General features: G+C 67.9%; 23 protein-coding genes. 12 read left to right on the plus strand and 11 right to left on the minus strand.

Annotated elements, in window-relative coordinates:
• Window positions 1-304 precede the first annotated feature (304 nt).
• From ACSFA7_RS26590 to ACSFA7_RS26605, 4 genes are read left to right on the plus strand one after another with little or no spacing between them, the layout of a single operon-like run.
• Entirely contained in the window at window positions 305-1,198 is an 894-nt protein-coding gene (locus ACSFA7_RS26590; protein WP_435502132.1) for a TauD/TfdA dioxygenase family protein, read from the plus strand.
• 26 nt (window positions 1,199-1,224) lie between these two features.
• Window positions 1,225-2,235, plus strand: coding sequence for an ABC transporter substrate-binding protein (locus ACSFA7_RS26595; protein WP_435502133.1), 1,011 nt, complete (start codon window positions 1,225-1,227; stop codon window positions 2,233-2,235).
• A 60-nt stretch (window positions 2,236-2,295) separates the two neighbouring features.
• Window positions 2,296-3,165 (plus strand): ABC transporter ATP-binding protein, encoded by an 870-nt coding sequence (locus tag ACSFA7_RS26600; RefSeq protein WP_435502134.1) that lies wholly within the window; start codon window positions 2,296-2,298, stop codon window positions 3,163-3,165.
• Window positions 3,162-4,031 carry an ABC transporter permease gene (locus ACSFA7_RS26605; RefSeq protein ID WP_435502135.1) on the plus strand — a complete coding sequence of 290 codons (870 nt, stop codon included), beginning with the start codon at window positions 3,162-3,164 and terminating at the stop codon, window positions 4,029-4,031. The genes ACSFA7_RS26600 and ACSFA7_RS26605 overlap by 4 nt, the downstream gene beginning before the upstream one ends.
• 10 nt (window positions 4,032-4,041) lie before the next feature.
• On the opposite strand, the gene ACSFA7_RS26610 is transcribed toward ACSFA7_RS26605, so the two are convergent.
• Entirely contained in the window at window positions 4,042-4,434 is a 393-nt protein-coding gene (locus ACSFA7_RS26610; RefSeq protein ID WP_435502136.1) for a DUF5329 family protein, read from the minus strand.
• A gap of 275 nt (window positions 4,435-4,709) precedes the next feature.
• Here ACSFA7_RS26610 and hisN point away from each other — a divergent pair, with 275 nt between their 5' ends.
• From hisN to ACSFA7_RS26635, 5 genes are read left to right on the plus strand one after another with little or no spacing between them, the layout of a single operon-like run.
• Window positions 4,710-5,486, plus strand: coding sequence for a histidinol-phosphatase (gene hisN, locus ACSFA7_RS26615; RefSeq protein WP_435502137.1), 777 nt, complete (start codon window positions 4,710-4,712; stop codon window positions 5,484-5,486).
• 9 nt (window positions 5,487-5,495) lie between these two features.
• Window positions 5,496-5,690 (plus strand): DUF2905 domain-containing protein, encoded by a 195-nt coding sequence (locus ACSFA7_RS26620; protein WP_280809486.1) that lies wholly within the window; start codon window positions 5,496-5,498, stop codon window positions 5,688-5,690.
• A gap of 20 nt (window positions 5,691-5,710) precedes the next feature.
• A complete protein-coding gene (locus ACSFA7_RS26625) occupies window positions 5,711-6,637 on the plus strand; it encodes an ROK family protein (RefSeq protein ID WP_435502138.1) in 927 nt (308 codons plus the stop codon).
• Between the two features lie 30 nt (window positions 6,638-6,667).
• Window positions 6,668-8,194 (plus strand): tetratricopeptide repeat protein, encoded by a 1,527-nt coding sequence (locus ACSFA7_RS26630; protein WP_435502139.1) that lies wholly within the window; start codon window positions 6,668-6,670, stop codon window positions 8,192-8,194.
• On the plus strand, window positions 8,191-8,640 hold the full coding sequence (locus tag ACSFA7_RS26635) for a DUF1877 family protein (RefSeq protein ID WP_206177341.1): 450 nt from the start codon (window positions 8,191-8,193) through the stop codon (window positions 8,638-8,640). The genes ACSFA7_RS26630 and ACSFA7_RS26635 overlap by 4 nt, the downstream gene beginning before the upstream one ends.
• Here the strand turns inward: ACSFA7_RS26635 and ACSFA7_RS26640 are convergent.
• A complete protein-coding gene (locus ACSFA7_RS26640) occupies window positions 8,637-10,106 on the minus strand; it encodes an aminotransferase-like domain-containing protein (RefSeq protein WP_435502140.1) in 1,470 nt (489 codons plus the stop codon). The two genes, ACSFA7_RS26635 and ACSFA7_RS26640, sit on opposite strands and share 4 nt — an antisense overlap.
• A 191-nt stretch (window positions 10,107-10,297) precedes the next feature.
• On the opposite strand from ACSFA7_RS26640, the gene ACSFA7_RS26645 reads away from it, so the two are divergent.
• Window positions 10,298-10,630, plus strand: a complete 333-nt coding sequence (locus ACSFA7_RS26645; protein WP_435502141.1) for a hypothetical protein — start codon at window positions 10,298-10,300, stop codon at window positions 10,628-10,630.
• Window positions 10,631-10,902: 272 nt separating this feature from the next.
• On the opposite strand, the gene otsA is transcribed toward ACSFA7_RS26645, so the two are convergent.
• From otsA to ACSFA7_RS26670, 5 genes are all read right to left on the minus strand, one after another.
• Window positions 10,903-12,288, minus strand: a complete 1,386-nt coding sequence (otsA, locus tag ACSFA7_RS26650; protein ID WP_435502142.1) for an alpha,alpha-trehalose-phosphate synthase (UDP-forming) — start codon at window positions 12,286-12,288, stop codon at window positions 10,903-10,905.
• Entirely contained in the window at window positions 12,285-14,207 is a 1,923-nt protein-coding gene (locus ACSFA7_RS26655; protein ID WP_435502143.1) for a glycoside hydrolase family 15 protein, read from the minus strand. The genes otsA and ACSFA7_RS26655 overlap by 4 nt, the downstream gene beginning before the upstream one ends.
• On the minus strand, window positions 14,204-15,010 hold the full coding sequence (gene otsB, locus ACSFA7_RS26660) for a trehalose-phosphatase (RefSeq protein WP_435502144.1): 807 nt from the start codon (window positions 15,008-15,010) through the stop codon (window positions 14,204-14,206). The genes ACSFA7_RS26655 and otsB overlap by 4 nt, the downstream gene beginning before the upstream one ends.
• Window positions 15,011-15,101: 91 nt before the next feature.
• Window positions 15,102-16,937 (minus strand): ATP-binding response regulator, encoded by a 1,836-nt coding sequence (locus ACSFA7_RS26665; protein ID WP_435502145.1) that lies wholly within the window; start codon window positions 16,935-16,937, stop codon window positions 15,102-15,104.
• Between the two features lie 88 nt (window positions 16,938-17,025).
• The gene (locus ACSFA7_RS26670) at window positions 17,026-18,288 is read right to left on the minus strand and encodes a multifunctional CCA addition/repair protein (RefSeq protein WP_435502146.1); all 1,263 of its coding nucleotides are present in this window, start codon (window positions 18,286-18,288) and stop codon (window positions 17,026-17,028) included.
• Between the two features lie 210 nt (window positions 18,289-18,498).
• On the opposite strand from ACSFA7_RS26670, the gene ACSFA7_RS26675 reads away from it, so the two are divergent.
• The gene (locus ACSFA7_RS26675; RefSeq protein WP_435502147.1) at window positions 18,499-19,224 is read left to right on the plus strand and encodes an OmpW/AlkL family protein; all 726 of its coding nucleotides are present in this window, start codon (window positions 18,499-18,501) and stop codon (window positions 19,222-19,224) included.
• 25 nt (window positions 19,225-19,249) lie between these two features.
• Here the strand turns inward: ACSFA7_RS26675 and ACSFA7_RS26680 are convergent, their stop codons facing one another.
• The 3 genes from ACSFA7_RS26680 to ACSFA7_RS26690 form a co-directional block, all read right to left on the minus strand.
• On the minus strand, window positions 19,250-19,933 hold the full coding sequence (locus tag ACSFA7_RS26680; RefSeq protein ID WP_435502148.1) for a glutathione S-transferase family protein: 684 nt from the start codon (window positions 19,931-19,933) through the stop codon (window positions 19,250-19,252).
• Window positions 19,934-20,029: 96 nt separating this feature from the next.
• Window positions 20,030-20,584, minus strand: a complete 555-nt coding sequence (locus tag ACSFA7_RS26685; RefSeq protein ID WP_435502149.1) for an MgtC/SapB family protein — start codon at window positions 20,582-20,584, stop codon at window positions 20,030-20,032.
• 1 nt (window position 20,585) lies between these two features.
• Window positions 20,586-22,589, minus strand: coding sequence for a lytic transglycosylase domain-containing protein (locus tag ACSFA7_RS26690; protein ID WP_435502150.1), 2,004 nt, complete (start codon window positions 22,587-22,589; stop codon window positions 20,586-20,588).
• Window positions 22,590-22,625: 36 nt separating this feature from the next.
• Between ACSFA7_RS26690 and ACSFA7_RS26695 the strand changes: the two genes are divergently transcribed.
• Window positions 22,626-23,243: a 5-formyltetrahydrofolate cyclo-ligase gene (locus ACSFA7_RS26695; RefSeq protein ID WP_042582689.1), complete on the plus strand. Its 618-nt coding sequence runs from the start codon at window positions 22,626-22,628 to the stop codon at window positions 23,241-23,243.
• A gap of 6 nt (window positions 23,244-23,249) precedes the next feature.
• Here ACSFA7_RS26695 and ACSFA7_RS26700 read toward each other — a convergent pair whose 3' ends face one another.
• Complete coding sequence (locus tag ACSFA7_RS26700) at window positions 23,250-24,233, minus strand: LysR substrate-binding domain-containing protein (protein WP_435502151.1); 984 nt, start codon at window positions 24,231-24,233, stop codon at window positions 23,250-23,252.
• Window positions 24,234-24,299 lie beyond the last annotated feature (66 nt).

The following is a 24,299-nucleotide window of genomic DNA, read 5'->3' on the forward strand; positions in this document are numbered from 1 at the left end:
CAAAGCCCTTCTGTATGCGCCGAGGAGCGGAGCGTTTCGCGGATCAGGGCTCGCCCTTGTTTGAGCGAAGCGAGTTTGGGCGAGACCCCGCGAAACGTGAGCACCGCAGGTTGCCCGTAGCGCAGCGTAGGGACGCAGACAGCAGGGTCGCCTTTTCTTTGCTTACTTTCTTTTGGCGAAGCAAAAGAAAGTGAGTCGCCCGTCGGGGCGAGACCCGACCTCCGACCCAAAAACAAAAAACAGGTCATAAGCTAGCAACGAAGAGTTCGTTGGGAAAGAAGTCCCCGGCCCCTACATTCCCGGCATGACTGCCGTTCTCTCTCATAACGATGCCGGGTCCGCCACGCAGCACTTCGAAGTGCGCCCCTTCCCCGCCCCGGTCGGCGCCGAAATCATCGGCCTCGACATCTCGAAGCCAATCAACGAAGAAGACTTCACCCGCATCCACCGCGCCCACCTCGACCACCACGTCCTGGTGTTCCGCGACCAGCAGATCACCCCGCAAGCGCACATCGATTTCAGCCGCCGCTTCGGCCCGCTCGAAATCCACGTGCTGCACCAGTTCCAGCTCAAGAACCACCCCGAGATCCTGATCGTCTCCAACATCAAGGAGAACGGCGAGCCCATCGGATTGGGCGATGCAGGCGTCTACTGGCACTCCGACATCTCGTACAAGCCCCATCCCAGCCTCGGCTCGCTGCTGCATGCGCAGGAGCTGCCGAGCGAAGGCGGCGACACGCTCTTTGCCGACCAGCATCTCGCATGGGAAGCGCTGCCAGCCGATTTGCAGCAGCGCATCCTGCCGCTCAAGGCCGAGCACAGCTACCTCGCCAAGTACGAAGAGCTGCGCGCCAAGAACCCGTGGCGGCCCAAGCTCTCGCAGGCGCAGATCGACCAAGTCGCGCCTGCGGTACAGCCCGTGGTGCGCACGCATCCGGAAACGGGCCGCAAGGCGCTCTTCGTCAGCGAGCATTTCACGACGCGCATCGTCGGCCTGCCGCAGGACGAAAGCGACGCCCTCCTGGCCGAACTGTTCGCGCACAGCGTGAAGCCCGAGTTCGTGTACCGCCACACCTGGGCGCCGCACGACCTGGTGTTCTGGGACAACCGCTCGCTGATGCACCTGGCCGCCGGCACGCCCGACCACCTGCGCCGCCGCCTGAACCGCACGACCATCGTCGGCGACACGCCCTTCTGATTCCTCTTTTTCCCGGACCGCTTTCCATGAACCGTTTCACACGCAAGACCGCTGCATTCGTTACCGGCCTCGGCCTCCTCGCCGGCAGCCTCGCCGCGCACGCCGAGGGCCAGATCCGCATTGCCGAGCAGTTCGGCATCGTCTACCTGCTGCTCAACGTCGCGCAGGAGCAGAAGCTCATCGAGAAGCACGCGAAGGCCGCGGGCATCGATGCCAAGGTCGAGTGGATCAAGCTCTCGGGCGGCTCGGCGGTGAACGACGCGCTGCTCTCGGGCAACATCGAGATCGCGGGTGCCGGTGTCGGTCCGCTGCTCACGCTGTGGGACCGCACCAAGGGCAAGCAGAACGTCAAGGGCGTGGCGTCGCTGGGCAACTTCCCGTACTACCTGGTGAGCAACAACCCGAACGTGAAGACGATCGCCGACTTCACCGACAAGGACCGCATCGCGCTGCCCGCCGTGGGCGTGTCGGTGCAGTCGCGCGTGCTGCAGTTCGCTTCGGCCAAGCTCTGGGGCGACAAGGAATTCAACCGGCTCGACAAGATCAGCGTGGCCATTCCGCACCCCGATGCGGCAGCCGCCATCATCAAGGGCGGCACCGAGATCACGGGCCACTTCGGCAATCCGCCGTTCCAGGAGCAGGAGCTCGCCGGCAATCCGAATGCGCACATCGTGCTCAATTCGTACCAGGTGCTCGGCGGTCCGGCCTCGGCCACGGTGCTCTACGCCACCGAGAAATTCCGCAGCGAGAACCCCAAGACCTACAAGGCCTTCGTCGATGCGCTCGACGAGGCGGCGAAGTTCGTCACGGCCAACCCCGAGAAGGCCGCCGACATCTACCTGAAGGTGAGCAACGCGAAGCTCGACCGCGAGCTGTTGCTCAAGATCATCAAGAACCCCGAAGTGCAGTTCAAGACGACGCCGCAGAACACCTATGCGCTGGCGGAGTTCATGCATCGGGTGGGCGCGATCAAGAACAAACCGGCGTCGGTGAAGGACTACTTCTTCGACGATGCGCAGAACGCTTCGGGGAATTGAGTGAGCACGGCGAAGGCGTCTTCAGGGGTTGACTCCTTCCCCCTCTGGGGGAAGGTTGGGATGGGGGCGGGCAGAGCGGTGACGAAGCCGACGCTGTCTGCCCCCACCCCCGCCCTCCCCCGGGAGGGGAGGGAGCAAGACCAGAGGCAAGACTCTGCGCCGCTGCTCCAGGTCGACGGCGTCAGCCTCGAATACCGCACCCCCGAACGCGTCGTGCGCGCCACGCACCGCGTGAGCTTCGACGTCCACGCCGCCGACCGCTTCGTGCTGCTCGGCCCCTCGGGCTGCGGCAAGTCCACGCTGCTGAAGGCGGTGGGCGGGTTCATCGCGCCGGTCGAAGGCGAGATCCGCCTGGACGGCCAGCGCGTGACGCAACCCGGCCCCGACCGCATCGTCGTGTTCCAGGAGTTCGACCAGCTGCCGCCGTGGAAGACGGTGAAGCAGAACGTCATGTTCCCGCTGCTGGCTTCCCGCACGCTCGGCAAGAAGGAAGCGGCCGAGCGCGCGCTGCACTACCTCGACAAGGTCGGCCTCGCCAAGTTCGCCGACGTGCATCCGCATCAGCTCTCGGGCGGCATGAAGCAGCGCGTGGCGATTGCCCGCGCGCTCGCGATGCAGCCGCGCGTGCTGCTGATGGACGAGCCCTTCGCCGCGCTCGATGCGCTCACGCGCCGCAAGATGCAGCAGGAGCTGCTCGAGCTGTGGGACGAGGTGCGCTTCACGCTGCTGTTCGTCACGCATTCCATCGAAGAGGCATTGGTGGTGGGCAACCGCGTGGCGCTGCTGTCGCCGCATCCGGGGCGCATGCGTGCGGAGGTCAACAGCCACGGCTTCTCGCTCGCGAGTTTGGGCGGTGCCGAGTTCCAAAGCACGGCACAGCGCATCCACGACATGCTGTTCGAGGAAGAGCATGCGGAGGCCGAAGCATGAGCGCCATCGTCCCGCCGATCCGGCCCGAATACGAGCGCACGCTCGAGCCCTTCACCGAAGTCCCGCTCGAACGCACGTTGCCGCTGCCCGCCCGCATCTGGGCGCATGCCGGCGTGCGCAAGGGCCTGATCCTTGTCGTGATCGCCGTACTCTGGGAGCTCGCGGCGCACTGGCAGAACAACGACCTGCTGCTGCCCACCTTCACCGCCACCGCGTCGGCGCTGTTCGACGGGCTCGCGAGCGGCGAGCTGATCGAGAAGGTGCGCATCTCGCTGGCCGTGCTGCTGCAGGGCTACCTCGCTGGCGTGCTGCTGGCCTTTGCGCTCACCACGCTAGCGGTGTCCACGCAGATCGGCCGCGATTTGCTGGACACGCTCACCTCGATGTTCAACCCGCTGCCCGCCATCGCGCTGCTGCCGCTCGCCTTGCTGTGGTTCGGCCTGGGCCGCGGCAGCCTGGTGTTCGTGCTGATCCATTCGGTGTTGTGGCCGCTGGCGCTCAACACCTATGCGGGCTTCCAGGGCGTGCCCGAAACGCTGCGCATGGCCGGGCGCAACTACGGGCTCAAGGGCCTGCGCTACGTGCTGCAGATCCTGGTGCCGGCCGCGCTGCCGTCGATTCTCTCGGGCCTGAAGATCGGCTGGGCCTTTGCCTGGCGCACGCTGATCGCGGCCGAGCTGGTGTTCGGTGCTTCCTCGGGCAAGGGCGGGCTGGGCTGGTACATCTTCCAGAACCGCAACGAGCTCTACACCGACCGCGTGTTCGCGGGCCTCGCGATGGTGGTGCTGATCGGCCTGCTCGTGGAAAGCCTGGGGTTCAAGACGCTGGAGCGGCTCACCGTGCGGCGCTGGGGCCAACAGCGCTAGCGCAGCGGATTCAACCGCTCGATTTCTTCGCCTGCTGCCGCAGCGCGCGCAGCTCGCTGTTGAGGAATTCGTTGGCGTCGCGCACCGCGCCGTTGTTGAGCTTCACCTTGTAGGCCTGCCCGGTCATCTCGGAGCGGGAGGCGCAGCGGTCGATGAAGTCCTCGGCCGTGGCCAGCTCCTTTTTGAAGTAGTCGTACTTCGCCTGCATGTGCTTGGCCGCATCGGCGGCGTTGTATTCGTTGCCGTTGCGCAGGAACACCATGGCGCTCATCTTCGAGACGCGCTGGATCAGCGTGTCGATCAGCTTCTCCTCGGCGTCGGAAGGCGTGGCCTGGGCCAGCACGGCCGAGGCGCCGAGCAGGAGGGCGAGGAGCGCGGCGCGCAGGAATTTGAAGGAGGCCATTGGTTCTATCCCTGGCAATTTTCGCGCCATGTTAGTACGCCGCCCCAGAGATGTCGAAACACGAAAGCGCGTCTTCGCCCCGATGGCGGCGTTGCAAATCCTCGCGATACCTACGGGTATCGCTGCGGTTTGCGCCTTGCCCTCGGCGCGAATCCATCGCTTTCGTCATGTTTCGAAATCTCCGGGGCGGCGTACCAAGGCGACAGCCCTTGTCGTGTCAAACCGACGCCGGCTCGGGTCTAATCGCAGCTTTTGGCACGCGTTCACTCTCCCCCATGAGCTCTTCCCCTCCCGATCTGTCGCCGATTGCCGAGGCGCTGGCCGATGCGGCCGCGGCGCAATCGATGCACTACTTCCGCACGCCGCTGGACATCATCACCAAGGCCGACGAAAGCCCCGTCACGCTGGCCGACCGCGCGGCTGAGACGGCGATGCGCGAGATCCTCGGCACCCGCGTGCCGGCCGACGGCATCTACGGCGAAGAGCACGGTCCCGAGCGGCTGGACGCCGAGCGCATCTGGGTGCTCGACCCGATCGACGGCACCCGCAGCTTCATCACCGGCTCGCCGCTGTGGGGCACGCTGATCGGCGTGCTGCAGGGAACGCGCGTGGTGCTTGGCATGATCGACATGCCGGTGCTCAAGGAGCGCTGGATCGGCGAGGCTGGAAAGGGCGCCACGCGCGATGGCCAGCCGGTGCGCGTGAGCGGCTGCACCGAAGTGGCCCAGGCCCGCATCGTCACCACCTCGCCCGACATCTTCGCGCCCGCCGACTGGCAGGCATTCGACCGGTTGAGCCGCCAGTGCGCCATGCGCCGCTTCGGCGGCGACTGCTACGGCTACGCGCAACTGGCGGGCGGCACCATCGACCTCGTGGTCGAGACCGGCCTGCAGCCCTACGACTACCTCGGCCCCGCCGGCCTGATCGAGGCCGCGGGCGGCGTCATCACCGACTGGCAAGGCCAGCCGCTGAACCTGAAGTCCGACGGTAGGGTAATTGCCGCCGCAACGCCCGAACTCCACCGACAAGCCATGGCCGTCCTCGCCGCCTAGACTCTTCCCATGTTCCGCTGGCTGATCGTCGTCGTCCTTGCACTGGTGCTCATGAGCGGGTTGACCGCGTGGCTGCGCCGCTTCGGCTTCGGACGGTTGCCCGGCGATTTCGAGTTTCGCGCCTTCGGCCGCGACTGGCAGCTGCCGATAGGAAGCACCATGGTGCTCAGCATGATCGCGGCGCTGGTGGCGCGCCTCCTCTAGAGAAGAAAAGACAAACCGCAATGAGAGCCTGCGTTGACATCGGCGGCACCAAGGTCGCCGTGAGCCTTTCCGCTTCGAGCGATGCGCCGTTGATCGGCCGTCGCAGCGAGCCGACCGCCAAGACCGGCGACAACGACGCCGTGGCGGTGCAGATCATGCGGATGATCGACGAGGTCTGCGCCGAACAGGGGATCGATCCGGGCACCATCGACCGCGTGGGCGTGTCCTCGGCCGGGCCCTTCGAGTTGCACGACGGCATGGTCGAGCTGGCCACGCCCAACATCTGCGGCGGCATCGCCGGCCCGGCGCGAGGCCTGCCCAACACCTGGATGACCGCCATCGTCGAGGCCCCGCTCACCAGGCGCTTCGGCCGCGTGCGCGTCGAGAACGACGCCGTCGCCGCGCTGGAGGCCGAGCGCCACTGGGGCGCGCTCAAGGGCATGGACCACTGCGCCTACGTCACCTGGAGCACCGGCGTCGGCGTGGGCCTGTGCGTCGACGGCCGTGCGCTGCGCGGCAAGAACGGCAACGCGGGCCATGCGGGCCACAGCTTCGTGGTCGACGACGCCAGCGGCGCGCTCTGCGGCTGCGGCAACGTCGGCGACGTGGAAGGGCTGATCGCCGGCAACTCCATCGCCCGGCGTTTCGGCCAGCCGGCGGCCGACCTGTTCACCTCGGCCGCCGCGGGCGAGCCGCATTCGCTCGAGATCGTCGATGCGCTGTGCCGCGTGATGGGCCGCATGCTCTACAACCTCGTCGCCACGCTGGACCTGCAACGCATCAGCCTGGGCGGCAGCGTGTTCTGGCACCACCGCGACTTCCTGCTGCCGCGGCTGCAGGCCCACGTGGACGGCAAGCTGCCGCCACTCACGCGCGGCGTGCTGCTGGTGCCCGCGGGACTGGGCGAGAAAGTCGGCGACTACGCCGCACTGGCTTTGCTGGACTGAGCGGCCGCGCAGCAATACCCTCGGCGAACCATGCGCATCCCGCCACCCCGGTCTCCCCGCCGCAAATCGTTCGCCTATTTGCTGCTGGTGGTGGGCGGTTTCCTGGGTGCGCACCGTTTCTATCTCGGGAGCTACCTGGGTGGCGCGGCGCAACTGCTGCTGCTCCTCGTCGGCGTTGCCAACCTGCCGGGCTCGCGGGTCGCACTCGTGCTGCTGGGGCTGTGGCTGCTGCTGGACATCTACTGGGTCCACGTGCGCCTGAAGCAGCAGGACGAAGCCGACAACACCGCGCGCCGGCCCACCGCCAAGACCTACGACCTCGAAGCGCTCGGCCATGCCGACGCGCTGCGCGAGCGCTTCGTCGCCGCCGCCGAGATGCACGACTGGGCCAGGGCCGTGGCCCTGAGCGAGCAGATCGTTGCCAACGCGCGCAAGGTCTTCAAGGGACCGCACCAGAACCTCGCGATGTCGCTGTGCATGCACGGCCAGGCCTGCTACCAGTTCAAGGCCTTCGACGAGGCCAAGGCCAGCCTGGAGGAAAGCCTCGCCATCGGCCGCCAGATCGGCATGCCGGCGGAAGACATGGAGATCGTGCGCAAGGCGCTGGCCATGACCTTGGCCGGCATCGGCGAACACCACGCCGCCCGCCAGGTGCGCGCGGGCTTGCCCGCCGGCAGCGGCCCTGGGGACGACACCGTGCTGCTGAGCCTGCTCGAAGACCAGGAGCGGCGCTACAAGGCCGCCTTCGAGCGCCGCGACCTGGCGCTCGCCGAGCGGTTCTGCGCCGAGGCCGTCCACACCAGCCGCCAGCTGTGCGGCGGGCTCGGCAAGGCCGTCGTGCTTCACCTCATCAACCATGCCGAGTTCTGCCGACAGCTGCAATGGCACGACAAGGCCGTGTCGCTGCTGGACGAGTGCCTGGCCATCATCGACCAGCTGGGCCTGGACGACAGCTGGCGGCTCGGTCCGAGCAACACGCTCGCGCTGCTGCATGCCGGCGCCGGCCGTTCCGACGAGGCGGAAGTCCTCTACAAGAAGACCATCGCGATGGCCGTCGCGCTCAGCAAGGGCAACTCGACCGACGAGGTGGTGCGCGCCATCAACAACCTGGCGTTTCTCTATGCGAACACCGACCAGGACCAGAAGGCCGAGCTCTGCTATGCGCGGGCCATGGTGCACCTGGACAAGCTCGAGCCGCACGAAGGCGATGCCGACCTGCACGCCGACCTGCTGATCAATTTCGCGCAGTTGCACATGGCGCGCAACGAGGCCGAGCAGGCCAAGCCCTTGTTCGAACGCGCGCTGGCCATCCAGGAGCGCAGCTGCCGGGGCATTTCCACCAGCGCGGCCACCGCCCACAACGACCTGGGGCTGATCGCGCAGGACCAGGGCGATCTGCGCGAGGCGCTGAAGCATTTCAAGCGCACGCTGCTGCTCAACCAGATCTGCGCGCCGGACCACTTCGGCAATCTCGCGAATGCGCAGCGCAACATCGACAACGTGAGCCTCGCGCTGGCGGCGGTCGCGCGGGCCGCGCGGCTGGAGCCGAGCACGTGAGCATCGGGGGCGCGTTCTACGCCTTCGACCGTTACCGGCTGCGCGGGCTGGTCATCGATCCGGCCAGCGTGTCGGGCTTTCTCTTCCACACGCCCCCGGACAAGGGCGGACCGCACGCCAGCCAGACGGTGGAGCAAGCTTGGGACGTGGTGCGCGTGCTGCTGCCCGAGGCCGTGGACGGCGAGCAGCTCGAAGGCACGGAGGGCCTGGGCTGCATCTACCTGACGGCCAGCCACGTCGAGCGTGCGGCGGCCCGGCTGGCGCGGCGCAGCGTGCCCGAGCTGATGGCGCGATTCACCGGCGAGCCGGCGCAGTTCGCGGAGCTCTACTGGGCGAAGGCCTGGCAGAGCGGCGCCAGCGAGCTCGCGGATTTCATGGAAGGCGTGAAGCGCTTCTTCGCCGAGGCGGCCGCGCGGCGCGACGCCGTCGTCTTCTACATCGTCTAGGCGATCTGGGCGGCCGGCGGCCGCGGCGTCTTGCGTGTGGACGACACGATCTCGCCGAGCCGCCGCAGCCCCGCATCCACCGCCTTCGAATACGGCCAGCCGCAGTTGATGCGCAGGTAGTTGTCGAAACGCCCCGAATTGGAGAACTGCGCGCCCGGCGACACCAGCATGTGCTCGCGCAGTGCCGCCTCGAACACGGTGACCGACGAGCGCTGCTCAGGCAGCTCGACCCACAGCTGCAGGCCGCCGCGCGGCAGGTTCAGCCGCGTGCCTGGCGGAAAGTACTTCGCGATGGCGTCCGCCGTCTGGTCGCGCTGCACATGCAGCCGGTCGCGCAGGCGTCGCAGGTGCCGGTCGTAGCCGCCGCTGGCGATGAACTCGCCCGCGGCGATCTGCGCCAGCGCCTCGTTGTTGCGCGTCTGCGCGTACTTGAGCATTTCCACCTGCGCGTGCCAGCGCCCGGCGGTGATCCAGCCCAGGCGCAGGCCCGGTGCCAGCACCTTGTGCAGCGAGGCGCAATAGATCACGTTGCCCGTGCGGTCCCATGACTTCACGGCGCGCAGCGGCACCTCGGTCTCCACCAGGTCGCTGTAGGTGTCGTCTTCGACGAGCGCGATGCCGTGGCTCTCGCACAGCTGCACGAGGCGCTGCTTGTGGGCGTCGGGCATCACGCTGCCGATGGGGTTCTGCAGGTGCGGCACCACCACCACGGCCTTGATGTCGTCGTAGGTGTGGATGGCGAGGTCGAGCGCCTCGATGGAGATGCCGGTCTGCGGGCTGGTCGGGATCTCCAGCGCGCGCATGTTCAGGCTCTCGAGCACCTGCAGCAGGCCGTAGAAGGTGGGCGATTCGACGGCCACGGTGTCGCCGGGCTTGGCGACGGCACGCAGCGCGAGGTTCAGCGCCTCGATGCAGCCGTTGGTGACCAGCACCTCGTCGGGCGACACCGTCATGCCGATGCGCAGGTTGCGCTGCGCCACGGCCTCGCGGAACTGCTCGTGGCCCTTCTGGGACGAGGCGGTGGTCAGCAGCTCGGGCCGCTGGCGCAGCGCCCGCGTCATGGAATTGCGCAGGGCCTCGGCCGGGTACAGCTCGGGCGCGGCGCGCGCGATGGCGAAGTTGAGCTTCACGCCGGCGTGGCGCCCGCGTGCCATGAAGTTGGCCATGCGGGTGCGCATGCTGACGAACTGCGCCGGGTCCGGCGGCACGTCGGCCACCGGCTCATCCATGGGCGCGATGGCCAGGCGCTGCGGCCGGCGCACGAAATAGCCCGAGCGGTCGCGCGCCTCGACCCAGCCGTCGCTCTCCATTGCGCGGCACAGCTGCAGCGCGGTCGAGAGGCTGATCTCGTGCAGGCGCATCAGGGTGCGCAGCGAAGGCAGCTTGTCACCCTGCTTGAGCGAGCCGGTATGGATCGCGTCCACGTAGTGCGCTGCGAGTTGCCGGTAGAGCGGTAGCGAGTCCATGGCGTCGATGCTCCCCCAAACGGGCATCCGAAAACAGATGCAGTTGAACGGGAAAACGACCATAACAGATGGGCTGCCGCCTGGCTGTTCCGGTGCGAATAGCCGATGTTTGTGCCTGTTTTTTGAGCGCCCGAATTTCTACGATCTGGACTCGCCGAATCGCTTTTCACCCACCACACCAGAGGCCCGCCATGATCACCACCCTGTCCCAAGCACCCGACTCCATCGTCCTGGAGCCCGGCCAGTCCCTGCGCACCTGCGTCGATGCGGGCACCTGGCTGCAGGTGGCCGAAGGGCGCGTGCGGGTCGTGTCGCCGCCGGGCTGGTTCGGCGGCACGGTGTTCATGAGCGAGACGGCGCTCGATGAAGGCGACGTGCATCGCATGGCGCACGGCGGGTGGATCGAGGTGGTGGCGCTGACGCCCGTGCATCTGCGGGTTCATGCGGCGATGGTGTCGCCGGCCTCGGCTTCTTCGGAGGCTCGGCCGGTGATGCGCTTCGTGCGCTTGCTCACGGGCTGGTAGGAGGCATTCAGGGTGGGTGCACAGGCCACCGGGTACTCCCCTCCGCGAATGTCCCCCGGGCTTCGCCCTCCTCCTTGATTTCGCTGCGGGGAGCACCCGATGCCCTGTGCACTTGGAAGTGCTGCTGGTTATCGGCCGATCAACCAGTGCTCTGACAAAGAGCGCGCCGATGGGGTGCCTTGCGCAGCGAAATCAAGGAGGAGCCCGAAGGGCGGGGGACATTCGCGGAGCAAGGTACCCCGTCGGCGCGATCGCCGCCCCGAACAGCAGCCTCAGCGTTCGCTCGCCGCCTCGCGCAACGCGTCGAGGAAGGTCCGTCGCCACCAATGGATGTCTTGCTCGCGAATCCGCGAGAGCAATTTCTGGTGCCGTTCGCGCCGCTCTTCCAGCGGCATCTGCAACGCCTGCTGCACCGTCTCCGCCGTGCCGTGCGTGTCGTACGGATTCACCAGCAGCGCCTCTTTCAATTGCTCGGCCGCGCCGGCAAAGCGCGACAACACCAGCACGCCCGGATCGGCCGGGTCCTGCGCCGCGATGTATTCCTTCGCGACGAGGTTCATGCCGTCGCGCAGCGGTGTGACCAGTCCGACCGCCGCGGCGCGGCACAGCCCCGGCACGCGCTTGCGCGCCACCATGCGGTGGATGTAGCGCACCGGCATCCAGTCGAGCTCGCCGTAGTCGCCATTGATCGCGCCGCACAGCGATTCGAGTTCTCGCCGGATGTCGCCGTACGCATCGACCGTCTCGCGGGTGGGCGAGGCGATCTGGATCAGCGTCGCGCTGCGCCGGTTCTCGGGGTAGTTGGCGAGCAGCTCGCGGAACGCGCGCACGCGCTGCGGAATGCCCTTGGAGTAGTCGAGCCGGTCGATGCCCAGCAGGAGGCGCCGGCTCGAGTACTCGCGCTTCATGGTCTCGTACATGTCGCGCGATTCCTTCGCGTGCGTGAGCGCGGCGAACTCGTCCACGTCGATGCCGATCGGGAAGGCGCTGCAACGCACGGTCTGGCCGTAGGCCCGGTACATGTCGTTGCCCAGGTACTCGCCGTGCGCCTCGTTGCGCACGTAGTGCTCGAAGTGCTGCACGTCCTGCTGCGCCTGGAAGCCGATCAGGTCGTAGGAGAACAGCGAGCGCATCAGCCACTCGTGCTGCGGGATGGCGGCCACGATGATCTGCGGCGGCAGCGGAATGTGCAGGAAGAAGCCGATGCGCTGCTTGCAGCCCATCGCGCGCAGCTCGGCGGCGAGCGGCATCAGGTGATAGTCGTGGATCCAGATGACGTCGTCTTCCTTCAGCATCGGCAACAGCTTGCGCGCGAACAACTGGTTCACGCGCCGGTAGCCGCCGATGAAGCCGGCCTCGAAATGGGCCAGGTCCAGGCGGTTGTGGAATACCGGCCAGAGCACGTCGTTGCTGTAGCCGAGGTAATAGCTGTCGTGGTCCTCGCGGCTCAGGTCGATGGTGGCGAGCGTGACCTTGCCGGCCTGCTGCTTGTGCAGCTCGCCTTCGCCGGTGGGGCCGTCTTCGACGATCTGGCCGCTCCAGCCGAACCAGAGGCCGCCGCTTTGCTGCAGGCTTTCGCCAAGCGCGACGGCCAGGCCGCCGGCGGCGGGCTTGCGTGGGTCGGCCACGCGGTTGGAAACGACGACAAGACGGCTCATATGCACGAATCCCAGGGAGCGGACAGGCGCACGGCCGCATTGATGATGCCGACCATCGAATAGGTCTGCGGAAAATTGCCCCACATCTCGCCCGTGACCGGGTGGGTGTCTTCGGACAGCAGGCCGAGCGGGTTGCGCGCCGCCAGCATGGTCTCGAAGATCTGGCGTGCCTCGGCCTTGCGGCCGATCTTGGCAAGTGCGTCGATGCGCCAGAAGGTGCAGATGTTGAAGGCGGTCTCGGGCTTGCCGAAATCGTCGGCCGCTTCGTAGCGGCGCATGTAGGGGCCGTCGCAGAGCGACTTTTCCATCGCGTCGACGGTGGAGATGAAGCGCGGGTCGCGCGCATCGATCAGGCCCACCTCGACCATCAGCAGGATGCTCGCATCGAGCTCGTGCCCGCCGAAGCTTTCTGCAAAGGCCTGGCGCTCTTCGCACCACGACTTGGCGAGGATCTCTTCCTTCATGCGCGCCGCGTGGCCGTGCCAGTAGGCGGCGCGGTCGGGCAGCTCCAGCGCGCGGGCGATCTTGGAGAGCCGGTCGCAGGCGGCCCAGCTCATGAGCGCCGAGCTGGTGTGCACACGGGCGCGCGTGCGCAGCTCCCACATGCCGGCGTCGGGCGTTCCGTAGACGCGCACGGCCTGCTCGCCCACCGCTTCGAGATGCGGAAACTCCGCCACGCCCGCGCGGGCGAGCAGCCGGTGGTCGTGAAAGGCCTGCGCCGCGCCGAGCACGATGTTGCCGTACACGTCGTGCTGAAAATGTTCCTGCGCCTGGTTGCCCACGCGCACCGGGCCCATGCCGCGGTAGCCGGGGAGCCCTTCGACGAACGACTCGGGCAGCTCGCGCTCCAGCCCGATGCCGTACAGCGGCTGGATGTGCTCGCCGTGCGAGCCGATGACCACGTTGCCGAGCCAGCGCAAATAGTCTTCCATCGTGCCGACTTCGCTCAGCGAATTGAGCGCGCGCACCACGAAGAAGGCGTCGCGCAGCCAGCAGTAGCGGTAGTCCCAGTTGCGCTGGCTCCCCGGCGCCTCGGGGATGCTGGTGGTCATCGCGGCGACGATGGCGCCCGTGTCTTCGTACAGCGAGAGCTTGAGCGTGATGGCCGCGCGGATCACCGCGTCCTGGTACTCGAACGGGATCGCCAGGCGCTTGCTCCACGTGCGCCAGTAGGCGATGGTCTCCTGCTCGAACTTGCGCGCGGTGTCGGCGATGCCGTCGAGCAGCGTCTCATCCACGCCGAACATGAAGTTGTATTCGCGCGAGATCACGAAGGGCTGGCGCGAGAGGATGTGCGAGATCGAGGCGTCGGTGTTCAGGCGCAGCGTGACGTCGGGACCGACATAGCGGATGTGGTTGCTGCCGCGCGTCACCTCGATGGGCTCCGAGGCGCCCCACTGGAAGCGCGGGTCGAGCGACACGCGGATGCGCGGCGCGCCGGCAATTGGGCGCACGCGGCGCACCATCATGAGCGGGCGGAAGTAGCGCGAGCGGCTGTAGAAGCGCGGCGCGAAGTCGGTGATCTCGATGCCCTGGCCGGCGCTGTCGAAGAGCTGCGTGCGCAGCACGGCCGTGTTCGGCTCGTACCACTGCTTGGCCTCGGCGAAGTCCTCGATGTCGATGCTCCAGGCGCCCGCGCCTTCGCCGGGATGCAGCAGCGCATTGAACACCGGGTCGCCGTCGAAGCGCGGCAGGCAGCACCAGACCGCGCGGCCGCGCGCATCGATGAGCGCGCTGTAGGCGCAGTTGCCGATCACGCCGACGTTGAGCGATGGCTCGGCCGGCGGTGCGAACCCGCGCGGACCGGGTGCGGCGGCGGCCTTCACGTCGACCGGGGCGCGGTCGTCGGGGCCGGCGGCGTCGGCCAGGGATTGGCCGGCGCGGTCCTCGGGCGCCTCCGGCAGTTGTTGTTCGCTCATCCGGGGCTCCTCGGTTCTTCGGTTTTCTGTTCGGTGTTCGCAGGGGGTTGTGCCACCAGCATGTCGCGTGCCTGCACCAGCCATTCGTAGACGGCGCGCGGCGATTCGAGCCGGTGCAGCGCCAGACTCGGCCCCGAGCCGACCTTGATCGCGATGCCGCCGCGCGGTTGCACGACTGCGAAGCCGCTCTCATCGGTGGTGTCGTCGCCCGCGAAGACCGGGGTGCGGCCCGCGAAAGGCGGCTCGGTCATGAAGGCATCGATGGCAATGCCCTTGTTGACGCCCGCGGGCTTGACCTCGAAGACGAACTTGCCGTGCATCAGTTCGAGCGCCGGTCGGCCCTCGATGGCGCGCGACATCGCATCGCGGCACACGGCCTCGAGCTGCGGCGCGAGCCGGTAGTGCAGGGCGATGGCGGCGTGCTTGCGCTCCACCAGCAGGCCTTCGTGCACGCGCGCGAGTTCGTTGGCGATGTCCAGGATGGGTACGAGATCGGGTGCGTGCTGCTCCTGCATGTGGCCCTTGGCATCGCGGCGCTGCACGCCGTGCTCGCCGGCCGCGGGCAGCCGCAGCGGCGCGAGGAAACGGTCGATCGAATCGATCTGGCGGCCCGACACCACGGCCAGGGCGCCGCCGAGGTGGTCGCGCAGGTCGCTCAGCAGGGCGACGAGCGCGGGGGGAATCTCGATGGCCTCGGGGGTGGGCGCAAGGCCGACCAGCGTGCCGTCGAAGTCGAGGAAAAGGGCGGCGTCCCGGCCCAGCGGAGGTGGCAACTGGTCGTTGCTGTCGGAGGACTTTGGCATTGGGAAAAACCATAACACGCGCTTCGGACGCCGCGTGTCGGCCAAAACCGGACGTGCTTCGCGGCGGGCGCCGCGACTTCCGGGACGCCCGCTAGACGGTGGCGTGCCCCAGCCCGGGCGCGAAATCGGCCAGCGCGCGCAACAGCGTGGCCGCATTCACCGGCTTGAACAGCACCGGCACGCCGGAGGCGCGCACGCGCTGCAGCCGCTCGGGCGCGGTCTCGCCGGTGACCAGCACCAGCGGCACGTCGAGCCCGAAGCGGCGCTGCAGCCGCTGGCCGACGTCCAGGCCGTTATCGCCGTTGGAGAGGCGGTAGTCGCACAGCAGCAGCACGAAGGGCTCGGCCTGCGTTCCGGGCCGGCCGAGCGCGTCGATGGCCTCGGCCTCGTTGGCCGCCGTCTCCACGGCGATGCCGTGACCCTGCAGCAGCCCCGCCATGGCCTCGCGGATCTCGGCTTCGTCATCGATCAGGAGAACGCGGCCATGCGCCGCCTGTGTTGCTTCTGCCGATTGCACTGGAGCCGATCTTGCGGCCGGCGCGACCGCCTGCTGCCCGTGCTGAGGTGCAGGCGCGACCATCGGCAGCTGCAGGCGAAAGCGCGTGCCGCGGCCCATGCGCGAAGTCACCTGCACCGGATGGTCGAGCAGGCGCGACAGCCGCTCGACGATGGACAGGCCGATGCCCAGGCCCTGGGCGCGGTCGCGGCCCGGGTTCTGCACCTGGTAGTACTCCTCGAACACGCGGTCCTGCTGTTCGGGCGCGATGCCGATGCCGGTGTCCAGCACCTCGATCCACACCGCCCCGCCGCGCACGCGCGCCCGCACCGAGACGCCGCCGCGTGCGGTGTATTTCAGCGCGTTGTCCACGAGGTTCGAGAGCATGCGGTAGAGATGCTGGGGATCGCTCTGCACCCACAGGCCGCTCGCGCGCACCCGCAACTGCAGCGCACGCTGCTCCGCCTGCGCGGCGAACATGTGGTTGAGCGAGCGGAACAACGCGTCCAGCGACACCGGCCGGAGGTCGGGCGTGACCACACCCGCGTCCAGGCGCGACACGTCGAGCATGGTGTCGAGCGAATTGCCCAGCGCATTCACCGCGCGCATGAGCCGCTGCGCATTGCGTTCGCCGTGGTGGTCGCGCAGTTCGTTCTCCAGCGCGGCACCGAAGAGGGCGATGGCATGCAGCGGCTGACGCAGGTCGTGGCTGGCGGTGGCGAGAAAACGCGTCTTCTCGGCGCTCGCGCGCTCTGCGGCGGCGATCTGCACGCCCAGTTGCGCGGCCAGCGCCTCGTTCTCGAAGCGCAGGACCAGCGAATCGGTCAGGAGCTTGTGCTGCTGGCGGCCCACGCGCAGCGTGAACAGCAGGTAGCCGAGGCTGAACACCGCGAGGAACAGGTGCATCGCATCGCCCTGCCAGGCCAGCGCGGCGATCAGGCTCGCCATCATCGGCAGGGTGTAGCCGTAGAGCGCGGGCTTGAGCGGCCACAGGAGCTGCATGGCGCGGGCGCAGCTGCCGATGATGACGACGGTCAGCACCGAGGTGATGGCCAGGTCGTCGGCAGAGATGAAGAGCCACGGCGCGGTGGCCGTCGCCATGCTGACCAGCGTGACGGTGCGCGAATGGCGGCGCGCCCAGCGGGTGGTGTCCTTGAGCGGCACATCGGCGTGCCAGCGCGGCATGAGGAAGAGGGCGAGGCCGAACGTCAGGTGGGCGGCCATCCAGGCCAGGATCCACCACCGCGGGCGGTGCACGTACATGACGATGCCCAGCGCCGCACCGAGGCCGAAGTGGACCAGGATCGACGCGTTGTAGGCCGCGTACACCGAAGCCACGTGTTCCCGCAGCACGCGGAGGCCAAGATCGCTCGGCACCGCAGCGCGGGGCGGCGGGGATTCGTGTGACAGCGTCGGCTCGGTGGCATTCACCCGATCGATGCTATCGGGCCGATTCGCAGGGAGAAGTGCCAGAAGTCATGCCTGCCAAGCCCGCGAGAGGCGGATCGCGGACTTTTCTTCAGGTTTCCAGCGATGCCGCCACGGCCTCGATGCGCGCGCGGTGGATGGCGTCGCCGATCTGCGGCCCGGTGGCGCCCGACTGCTGCGCCTTGCGCGCGACCACATCAGTGGGCACGGCCGCTGCGATGGCCAGCACGGCGAGCAGGCGCTCGCGCTGCGGGTAGGGCCTGTCCTCGAAACCGAGCCGACCGCGCGCATCGCATTCGCAGGCCAGCAGCACCTCGGCAAAACGCGCGGGCTTGCGAAAGGCGTCGCAGCGCTCCAGCAGGCGCACCAGCGGCGTCGCATCGAGCTCGCCGCTGCGGTGCACGTTGCCGTGCTCGCGCGCCACCACCTCGGCCAGCTCGCGGATCTCGACCGGCACGCGCCAGCGATCGCACACCGCGTGCAGCAGATCGACGCTGCGTTTCTCGTGGCCGATGTGGCGCGGCAGCACGTCGGCGGGCGTGGTGCCTTTGCCCAGGTCGTGCATCAGGCACGCGAAGCGCACCGGCAAGGAGGCCGACAGCCGCGCGCTGGTGTCGACCACCATCATCAGGTGCACGCCGGTGTCGATCTCGGGGTGATGCGCCTCGGGCTGGGGCACGCCCCAGAGCCGGTCGACCTCGGGCAGCAGCACGGCGAGCGCGCCGCATTCACGCAGCACCTCGAACATGCGGGAAGGCCGCGTTTCCATGAGGCCGCGCGCGAGCTCCTGCCAGACGCGCTCGGGCACCAGCGCATCGGCCTCGCCGGCGCGGACCATCTCGCGCATCAATTCCATGGTTTCGGGGGCGACCGAGAAATCGTCGAAGCGGGCGGCGAAGCGCGCCACGCGCAGGATGCGCACCGGGTCTTCGCGGAAGGCGTCGGTCACATGGCGCAGCACCTTGCCCTGGAGGTCGCGCTGGCCGTGGAAGGGGTCGGCCAGTTTTTCGGGGTCAGGTTCGAATTGGCCATCGGCGCCCACCCGTTCGGCGGGCAGCGCGATGGCGTTGATGGTCAGGTCGCGGCGGGCGAGGTCTTGCTCCAGCGTGACGTCGGGCGCGGTGTGGATGGTGAAGCCGCGGTAGCCGGGCGCGCTCTTGCGCTCGGTGCGGGCGAGGGCGTATTCCTCGCGCGTCTTCGGATGCAGGAACACCGGGAAGTCGCGCCCCACGGGCAGGTAGCCGCGCCGGGCCATGTCTTCGGGCGTGGCGCCGACGACCAGCCAGTCGTGGTCGGACACCGGCCGCCCGAGCAGCCGGTCGCGGACGGCGCCGCCGACGAGAAAGATTTTCATGGCCGCAGTGTAGGGATGGGCGCTGGGGAATGAGGCGGGAATGAGGCGGGAATGAGGGATAGGGATACCCCGCACCCACTAAATAGAACGAGCGTTCGATAATCCGAATTGCAAACAGAACGAACGTTCGTTTATTTGCTCGAACGCAGCGCTGGTCACGGCCTCGCGCCGCGTCGACCGGGATTTTTCAACCAAAGGAGCATTCACATCATGAAGAAAACAATGTTTGCGCTGGCGGCTCTCGGGACCATGGTTTCCGGCAGTGCGTTCGCGCAAAACGCCGGTGACTGGGTTGCCGGTGCGGGCTGGTTCCACCTGGCGCCTCAGGACTCGAGCAAGCCGCTCACGGTGACGGCGCCGGTGCAGAGCGTGCTCCAGGGTTCGGGCGCCAGCGTCAAGGACTCGGACACGCTGGGCCTGAGCCTGGCCTACTTCATCGACAGCCACTGGGCTGTGGAAGGCGTCCTGGGCGTTCCGCCGAAGTTCAAGCTCAACGGCAAGGGCACGCTGGCCCGCGTGGGCGAACTGGGCGAGGCCCGCCAATGGAGCCCCACGGTCCTGGTGAAGTACAACTTCAACGAAGGCAACGACGCCTTCCGTCCGTTCGTGGGCCTCGGCGCCACCTACGTCTGGTACAGCGATGTGAAGCTGACCTCGAACCTGCAGGGCGCGCTGGCCAGCCAGTTCCGCCAGTCGCCGTACTCGGTGAACACCACCGCCAAGCTCGACAGCTCGTTCGCGCCCGTGCTCAACGCCGGTGTCTCCTACCAGTTCGACAAGCACTGGGGCATCTCGTTCTCGGTGTCGTACATCCCGCTGAAGACCAAGGCCAAGCTGACGACGACCTCGATCACCGGCCTGCCGGTCGCTCGCAGCGAAGCGAGCCTGAAGCTGAATCCGATCGTCACCTTCCTGTCGGCAACCTACAGGTTCTGATCCCCGCCTGCTGCGCAGGCAAGCCCTATCGCGCTGTGCGGTAGGGCTCTTCGAACTGCAGGAAGTCTTTCTCCACCAGCGCTTCGTCGATCCAGGCCTTGATGCCCGGCAGCGCCTGCACGCGTTCGATGTAGGCCGTGATGGCCGGCGGCACCGGCAGCCCATAGGTCTTGATGCGCGTGCCGATGGGCGCGAAGTAGGCATCGGCGATGGTGAAGTCGCCGAACAGCAGCGGGCCGCCATGGGTGCCGAGCAGGTCGCTCCACATCTGCACGATGCGGTCGAGGTCGCTGCGCACCTCGGGCTGTTCCTTGAGCAGCTTCGCGCCGACTTCGGGCAGCGACGCCTCGATGTTCATGCCGCAATGGCCGCGCAAGCCACCGAAACCCGAATGCATCTCGGCGCAGATGCTGCGCGCACGCGCCCGGTCGGCCGCGGCCTTGGGCCACAACTGCTTCTCGGGAAAGGTCTCGGCCAGGTATTCGGCGATGGCCAGCGTGTCCCAGACCACCAGCTCGCCATCGACCAGCACCGGCACCTTTGCCACCGGGTTCAGCGCGGCGATGGTGTGCTTGAACTGCGACTCCGCCTCGAAGGAATCGAAGCGCACCATCACCTCCTCGAAGGCAATGCCTGCCTGCTTCATGAGCACCCAGGGGCGCATGGACCACGACGAGTAGTTCTTGTTGCCGATGTAGAGCTTGCGCATCAGGGGTTCCTCCGGTTGGGTTCGGTTCAAAGCAAAGCCTTCGATGCTAGCCGCGCGTTGCGTGGCGATTGATGCCGAACGCGGCGCGAATTGATGTCAGCGGTCGCGGGGCTTGTCGTCCGGCGAGGCGATCACGCGTGGCGATGCCTGTGCGCCGTCCTTGGCGACAGTGCGCTCGAGCAGGCCCACCAGCCGCGGCACCAGCGACAGCACCGCCAGCGCCAGCAGCGCGCTCAGCACGGCCGTCGCCTCGCGGCCGAGCCCGCAGGCCATGCCGATGGCCGCCGTCATCCAGAGCCCCGCGGCGGTGGTGAGGCCTTGCACGTGGGATTCGTCCTTGCCCTGCTTGAGGATGGTGCCGGCGCACAAGAAGCCCACGCCAGCCACCAGCCCCTGGATCACCCGGCTCATGTCGGCCGGCACGATGCCGGTCTGCTGCGGGATCAGCACGAACATCGCCGAGCCGATGGCCACCAGCATGTGGGTGCGCACCCCGGCCGCCTTGCCCTGCTGCTCGCGCTCGAAGCCCAGCACGAAGCCCAGGATGGCGGCGAGCGTGAGGCGAACGACGATGCGCGTGAGCTGCGCGACGTCCGTCACGTCCGAGAACTCGGAGGCGATGGTGTCGAGGACCTCGTCGCGCCAGCTCATGTCAGGGCAGGTCTTTGTTCGGCTCGGGTTCCGAGGCGTCGCGCGGGCCGATGCGGCCCAGCCGTTCCTTCAGCGACTGCGGCCGCCCGCTGATGATGGCCGCGTAGTTGGTGGTGTTGGCCAGCACCTTTTTCACGTAGTCGCGGGTTTCGGTGAAGGGCACGTTCTCGGCCCAGATCGCGGCGTCGAGCACCGGCCCGTTGCGCCAGTTGCGCGGGCGGCCGGGGCCGGCGTTGTAGGCGGCGGCGGCCAGTGCCATCGAGCCGTCGAAGTCGTCGAGCGCGAGCTTCAGGTAGTTGGTGCCGATGGTGATGTTGGTCTCTCGGTCGTTGATCTGGCCGGGTGTGAAGTCGGTCATGCCGATCTTGCGGGCCGTCCAGCGCGCGGTGGCGGGCATGACCTGCATCAGGCCCGAGGCGCCGACGCCGGAACGGGCGTCCATGATGAAGCGGCTTTCCTGGCGGATCAGGCCATAGACATAGGCCGGGTCCAGGCCGATGTCCTGGCTCTTGCGCAGCACCGTGTCGTGGAAGGGCATGGGAAAGCGCTGCTCCACGTCGATCGCGCCCTTGGTGCGTTCGCTGGTGTTGATGCAGCGGTCCCACACCTCGCGCTGGCAGGCGAAGTCGGCCGCGGCCAGCAGGGCGCGGTCGTCCATGCCGCCCTTGTCGTGCAGGTTGGTGGCGTAGTTCCACTCGCGCGTGCCTTCGGAGCGAAGGCCGATCGCAATCGCGTAGAGGCCGCGGTTGAGCGCGATGTTGCTGCGCGCAGCGGCCTTTTCCTCGGGCGTGAGCGGCGCTGGGCGGATGGCGGCGACGACGCGCTGGCCCAATTCTTCGAGCGCGAGCATTTCGTAGAAGCCGCGCGTGCCGGCGATGCTCGTGTAGAGCTCGCGAGCCTGGGCGCGGCGCTCGTCGCTGCGCTCGGTGGCGAGAGCCCGGGCTTTCCAGTAGACCCAGGTGGGGTCGAGCTGGGCGGTTTCGCTCATCGCGTTGATGGCGGGCGCCACGTCCTTCCACTGGCCGGCGCGCAGCGCGGCGCGCACGCGCCAGCCGAGCATGTCGTCCGACAGGTCGCTGTTCTTCGTGACGTTGGCGAAATAGCCCACGGCCTGCGGCGAGAGCTTGTTGGCCGATGCGCGGCCGATGGCGCCCCAGAGCCAGTTGCGTTCTTCGGCCGAAAGCATCGGGCCCCATTTGCTGTCGAGCTGCGAGGCGGCCATGTCGGGATCGGCAATGGCGACCTTGATGAGCGCGAGCACCACCAGTTCCTTGCGCGACTTGGCGGCCACGAAGGCGCGGCCGGTCAGGAACTTGGCCGAGCTGGCGTTGAGCTCCTCGAAGAGCGGCAGCGCATCGGGCGCGGCAATGGTGACGGCGCCGCGCGCGGCCTGCGGGCGGTTGGCCTCGATGGCCAGGCGCGCCTTCTTCCAGGCGTCGTTGGGCGACATGAGGCGGGAGGCGACCATGCGGTCGGCGGCGGTGAGGCAGCCGTCGTCGGCTTCCTTCTGGCCGAGCCAGTTGCGGCGCACCTCGTCGGCCTGCGCCTGCGTGGCGGTGCCCGAGCGCAGCGTGTCGACCAGCACCGCGTAGCAGCGCACCTGCGCGTCGTCGCCCATGCGGTAGCCGGCCACGTTGGCGGCAAAGCCGTCCCAGTCGCGGCGCTGGCCGAGCAGCAGCAGCCAGTCGTTGCGCAGGCGGTCTTCTTGATAAGTGCCGGGGTAGCGGGCGTAGAAGTCCTGCACTTCGTTGGGCGCGGCTTCCTGCAGGCGGGCCTTCAGTTCCCAGTAGGCGGCCCAGGGTTCGAGCGCGTGGCCGCGGGCTTGCGGCAGGAGGGCGGTGAGGCGGGCCTTGTCGCCGCGCTGGAAGGCCTGCTTCATCTGCACCAGCACGTCGTCGTTGGTGTTGGTCTGTGCGCTGGTGGGTGGATGGAACAGCAGTGCGGCGGCAGTCAGGACGAGGGAAAAAGCAACGGCTGGCGTTGCGTTGCGCGGGCGGCTGCGCATGGATGCCAAAATGCTTGGGAACTGCATCGGGGGATTATGGACAAGTCAAAGGGTGCCGACACTTCGGCGACGGCGAGTTTTCTGAAGGATCAGTTGCGCAAGGCATTGATCGAACAACGCCTGGCGATGCCGGATCGGCTGACACGCGCCGATCTGCTGCAGCGCGTCATGCGCATCTGGCTGGTCGGCCGGCCCGACACCGTGATCGGCGCCTACTGGCCGATCAAGGGCGAGTTCGATCCGCTGCCCGCACTGCACCGCTGGAAGGAAGACGGCGAGCTCATGGAAGAAACCCAGCGCCGCCGCATCGGACTGCCTGTGATCGACAAGGTTCACAAGACCCTGACCTTCCATGCCTGGTACCCCGGCTGCCAGATGGAAGAAGACGCCTACGGCATTCCCAAGCCCAAGGACACCGAACTGATCGTGCCGACCCTGCTGTTCGTGCCCTGCGTGGGCTACAGCGCCGGCGGCTACCGGCTGGGCTACGGCGGCGGCTTCTACGACCGCACGCTGGCGGCGCTGGAACCGCGGCCGTTCACGGTGGGGCTGGGCTTTACGCACGGCTTTCTCGACGACTTCGAGCCAGAAGCCCACGATCTGCCACTCGATGCCATCCTGAACGACAACGGCGTCGTCTGGCCGACGAGCTGAAAAGCCTCAATCGATGTCGTCGATGGTGTCCGGATCGGGCACCTCGCCAATGGTCTCGCGCGTGGTGCCGGCCTGCAGCAGGAGCCAGTCCCAGAAGGCCTTGATCTCGGGCCGCAGCGCGTTGCGCGGGCCGGCGATGAGCCAGTAGGACATCGGTGAATCCATGCGGTGCTGGGGCAGCACCTCGACCAGGTCGCCGTTGGCCAGGCTTTCCGCGATCAGCGAACTGCGCGCCAGCACCACGCCCTGGCCGGTGAGCGCCGCCTGCACCATCTGGTAGGCGTAGTTGAAATAGAGCCAGCGCTTGGGCTGCGCGCGCTCCAGGCCGTTCACCTCGAACCAGCGCCGCCACGTCAGCCATTCGAGGTGCGTGCGGTGGGCATCGCCCGCCTCGATCAGCGTGAAGCGGGTGATGTCTTCCGGCGTCTTGATCGGCGGGCTGCTCTTGATGAGCCACGGGCTCGCCACCGGCGTCAGGTTTTCGCCGAACAGGCGCACCGCGGTGGGCGGCATGGCCTCGCGCGGGCCGTAGCGCAGGGCGATGTCCACGTCGGCCACTTCGAGGTCCACCGCCACGTCGCTGGCGTCGATGCGGATGTCGATCTCGGGGTTGTCGCGCTGGAAGGCCTCCAGCCGGGGGATCAGCCACATCGAGGCGAACGACGCAAAAGTGGTGAGCGACACGCTCTTGCGCCCCGCGCTCTGGCGGATCTGGCGCACCGCCATGTCGATGCGCGGCAGCGACTGCTGCACCGCGAGCAGCAGCTGCGCCCCGGCGCTGGTCAGCTCCACCGCCCGCGTGTGGCGCAGGAACAGCGCCACACCCACTTCTTCCTCCAGCGACTGGATCTGGCGGCTGACGGCCGACTGGGTCAGCGCCATTTCCTCCGCCGCGGCGCGGAAATTCAGGTGCCTGGCCACGGCCTCGAAGGCGCGCAGGTGCCCGGCGGAGATGGGGCGGGAGCGCAGATGGGTTTGCGAATGCTGCATGGATGGGGCCTCCGGGACCGGGCCGGCGGTCGGGTCGATTGATGCGGAATGGACATCAGTAGGCTA

It is taken from the genome of Variovorax trehalosi (genome assembly GCF_051216415.1).
Classification (GTDB): Bacteria; Pseudomonadota; Gammaproteobacteria; order Burkholderiales; family Burkholderiaceae_C; genus Variovorax.

Excerpts from the sequence above, each read along its gene's own strand:
- ACSFA7_RS26640 (WP_435502140.1), bottom strand. The coding sequence starts at position 10,106 with ATGGACTCGCTACCGCTCTACCGGCAACTCGCAGCGCACTACGTGGAC.
- ACSFA7_RS26680 (WP_435502148.1), bottom strand. The coding sequence starts at position 19,933 with ATGCGCAAGCTCTACATCGGCAACAAGAACTACTCGTCGTGGTCCATG.
- ACSFA7_RS26675 (WP_435502147.1), top strand. The coding sequence starts at position 18,499 with ATGAAGAAAACAATGTTTGCGCTGGCGGCTCTCGGGACCATGGTTTCC.
- ACSFA7_RS26695 (WP_042582689.1), top strand. The coding sequence starts at position 22,626 with ATGGACAAGTCAAAGGGTGCCGACACTTCGGCGACGGCGAGTTTTCTG.
- otsA (WP_435502142.1), bottom strand. The coding sequence starts at position 12,288 with ATGAGCCGTCTTGTCGTCGTTTCCAACCGCGTGGCCGACCCACGCAAG.
- otsB (WP_435502144.1), bottom strand. The coding sequence starts at position 15,010 with ATGCCAAAGTCCTCCGACAGCAACGACCAGTTGCCACCTCCGCTGGGC.
- ACSFA7_RS26655 (WP_435502143.1), bottom strand. The coding sequence starts at position 14,207 with ATGAGCGAACAACAACTGCCGGAGGCGCCCGAGGACCGCGCCGGCCAA.
- ACSFA7_RS26590 (WP_435502132.1), top strand. The coding sequence starts at position 305 with ATGACTGCCGTTCTCTCTCATAACGATGCCGGGTCCGCCACGCAGCAC.
- ACSFA7_RS26645 (WP_435502141.1), top strand. The coding sequence starts at position 10,298 with ATGATCACCACCCTGTCCCAAGCACCCGACTCCATCGTCCTGGAGCCC.
- ACSFA7_RS26605 (WP_435502135.1), top strand. The coding sequence starts at position 3,162 with ATGAGCGCCATCGTCCCGCCGATCCGGCCCGAATACGAGCGCACGCTC.
- ACSFA7_RS26690 (WP_435502150.1), bottom strand. The coding sequence starts at position 22,589 with ATGCGCAGCCGCCCGCGCAACGCAACGCCAGCCGTTGCTTTTTCCCTC.
- ACSFA7_RS26610 (WP_435502136.1), bottom strand. The coding sequence starts at position 4,434 with ATGGCCTCCTTCAAATTCCTGCGCGCCGCGCTCCTCGCCCTCCTGCTC.
- ACSFA7_RS26625 (WP_435502138.1), top strand. The coding sequence starts at position 5,711 with ATGAGAGCCTGCGTTGACATCGGCGGCACCAAGGTCGCCGTGAGCCTT.
- hisN (WP_435502137.1), top strand. The coding sequence starts at position 4,710 with ATGAGCTCTTCCCCTCCCGATCTGTCGCCGATTGCCGAGGCGCTGGCC.
- ACSFA7_RS26630 (WP_435502139.1), top strand. The coding sequence starts at position 6,668 with ATGCGCATCCCGCCACCCCGGTCTCCCCGCCGCAAATCGTTCGCCTAT.
- ACSFA7_RS26620 (WP_280809486.1), top strand. The coding sequence starts at position 5,496 with ATGTTCCGCTGGCTGATCGTCGTCGTCCTTGCACTGGTGCTCATGAGC.
- ACSFA7_RS26670 (WP_435502146.1), bottom strand. The coding sequence starts at position 18,288 with ATGAAAATCTTTCTCGTCGGCGGCGCCGTCCGCGACCGGCTGCTCGGG.
- ACSFA7_RS26595 (WP_435502133.1), top strand. The coding sequence starts at position 1,225 with ATGAACCGTTTCACACGCAAGACCGCTGCATTCGTTACCGGCCTCGGC.
- ACSFA7_RS26685 (WP_435502149.1), bottom strand. The coding sequence starts at position 20,584 with ATGAGCTGGCGCGACGAGGTCCTCGACACCATCGCCTCCGAGTTCTCG.
- ACSFA7_RS26600 (WP_435502134.1), top strand. The coding sequence starts at position 2,296 with ATGGGGGCGGGCAGAGCGGTGACGAAGCCGACGCTGTCTGCCCCCACC.
- ACSFA7_RS26700 (WP_435502151.1), bottom strand. The coding sequence starts at position 24,233 with ATGCAGCATTCGCAAACCCATCTGCGCTCCCGCCCCATCTCCGCCGGG.